The sequence below is a fragment of the Streptomyces sparsus genome (assembly GCF_054776295.1).
The window spans coordinates 1-1,603 of record NZ_BAAHCA010001027.1; the positions used below are offsets into that span (position 1 = coordinate 1).

General features: G+C 76.4%; 2 protein-coding genes. Both read right to left on the reverse strand.

Annotated elements, in window-relative coordinates; genetic code table 11:
- Positions 1 to 973 (reverse strand): type VII secretion-associated serine protease mycosin (mycP, locus tag ACYVE9_RS26005; RefSeq protein ID WP_461030342.1); only part of this gene is annotated, 973 nt, incomplete at its 3' end.
- A partial coding sequence (locus tag ACYVE9_RS26010) for a hypothetical protein (protein ID WP_461030343.1) occupies positions 970 to 1,603 on the reverse strand: 634 nt, incomplete at its 5' end. The genes ACYVE9_RS26010 and mycP, both read right to left, overlap by 4 nt.

A 1,603-nucleotide genomic window follows, 5' to 3' on the forward strand; every position in this document is an offset into this window, starting at 1 on the left:
CGGCGACCTCCCCCGCCGCGGCGGCGTCGACCAGGCCGGTGCCGAGGGCGTCGCTGCGGCCCCCGGCCGGGGTGTCGCGGGCCGTGTCCGCGAGCAGCGACTTGACCTGTGCCGGGCTGAGGTCGGGGTAGGAGGCGCGGACCAGCGCGGCGACCCCCGAGACCATGGCGGCGGCGGCGCTGGTGCCCCAGCCCGAGTAGTAGGTGCCGTCCGGATCCGCTATCACCACGTCCTTGCCGGGAGCGCTGACGGTGGCGTACCAGCGGCGGGTGGAGAAGGACGCCCGGGCGCCGTAGCGGTCGACGGCCGTGACCGCGATCACGCCGGGGTAGGCGGCCGGGTACGAGGCCCGGTCGCCCTCCTCGCCGCCGTTGCCCGCCGAGGCCACGACCACGGACCCCTTGCGCAGCGCGTACCTGACCGCGGCGTCCTCCCGCGGGTCGGGGTGCGCGGAGGCGCTGTCGTCGCCGAGGGAGAGGTTGATGACGTCCGCTCCCCGGTCGGCGGCCCAGCGGATGCCCTCGGCCAGGGCACCGCTGCGGGCGCTGCGGGCCCGCTTGCGTTCGGGGTCCCCGTCCTCCAGCAGGACGCGCACCGGCAGGATCGTGGCCTCCGGCGCGATGCCCATGACGCCGTCCTCCCCGTTCCGCCCGTGCCCGCGGCCGGCGATGATGCCGGCCATGGCGGTGCCGTGCCGGGCCCAGGAGCGGTCGCCGCGGCCCGCGCCGAACCCGACGACGTCCTTGCCGGGCAGCACCGCGCCGCGCAGGTCCGGGTGGGTGTCGTCCACGCCGGTGTCGAGCACCGCGATGGTGACGCCGGCCCCCTTGGTGGTCTGCCAGGCGTCCTCCGCTCCGACCGCTTCCAGCGGCCACTGGCGTTCCCGGATGGTGTCGGCATGAGCGACCCCGGCTGCCGGCAGTACCAGGGCGACAGCGGCGAGCAGCACGGCGACGCGGCGGGCGGCGGTCACAGGGCGTTCTCCTTGCGGGCGGCGGCGGGCGGCCGTACGACGCGTTCCACGCGGTCGGCGATGCCCTGCGCGTCGTGGCCGAGGCCGGCCTGGGCGGGCGCGGTGGTCTCACCTTCGGCGGTGGCGTTGGCGGCGGACTGCGGGTCGCTGACGGTGCGTCCGTCGGCGAACCCGGTCACCGCGAACACCACGACGGGGGCGTCGCTGCGGACCCGGATCGTCCAGGTGGCTCGCTGGGCGTCGCCGAACTCGGCGGCGTCGGTGCCGCGGGCCGCGTAGGGGCGGGGCATCAGGTCGGTGCGCTCGGTGAGGTTCTCCCCTGCGAACCGGTCGCGGAGTTCGCGCATGCCGGCGGAGTCGGACCGGGTGAAGAGCAGCCCGACGGTGGTGACGCTGGTGGTGGTCTCGTCGACGTAGGTGGCACGGACCAGGCGGCGGCAACCGACTGGGGAGAGCGCCTTGGTGAGCAGTTCGTCGAAGGCGCGTGCGCAGCCGCTGTCGGGGGCGACGGCCACCCGGATCCAGCGGCGGTCGGCTCCGCCGGGGCCGGCGCCGTCGCCGGTCAGCGTGGGCGGGAACAGCTCGTCGACCGGCACCTGCCGCCACAGGTCGCGGGTCGACTCGAAGGCC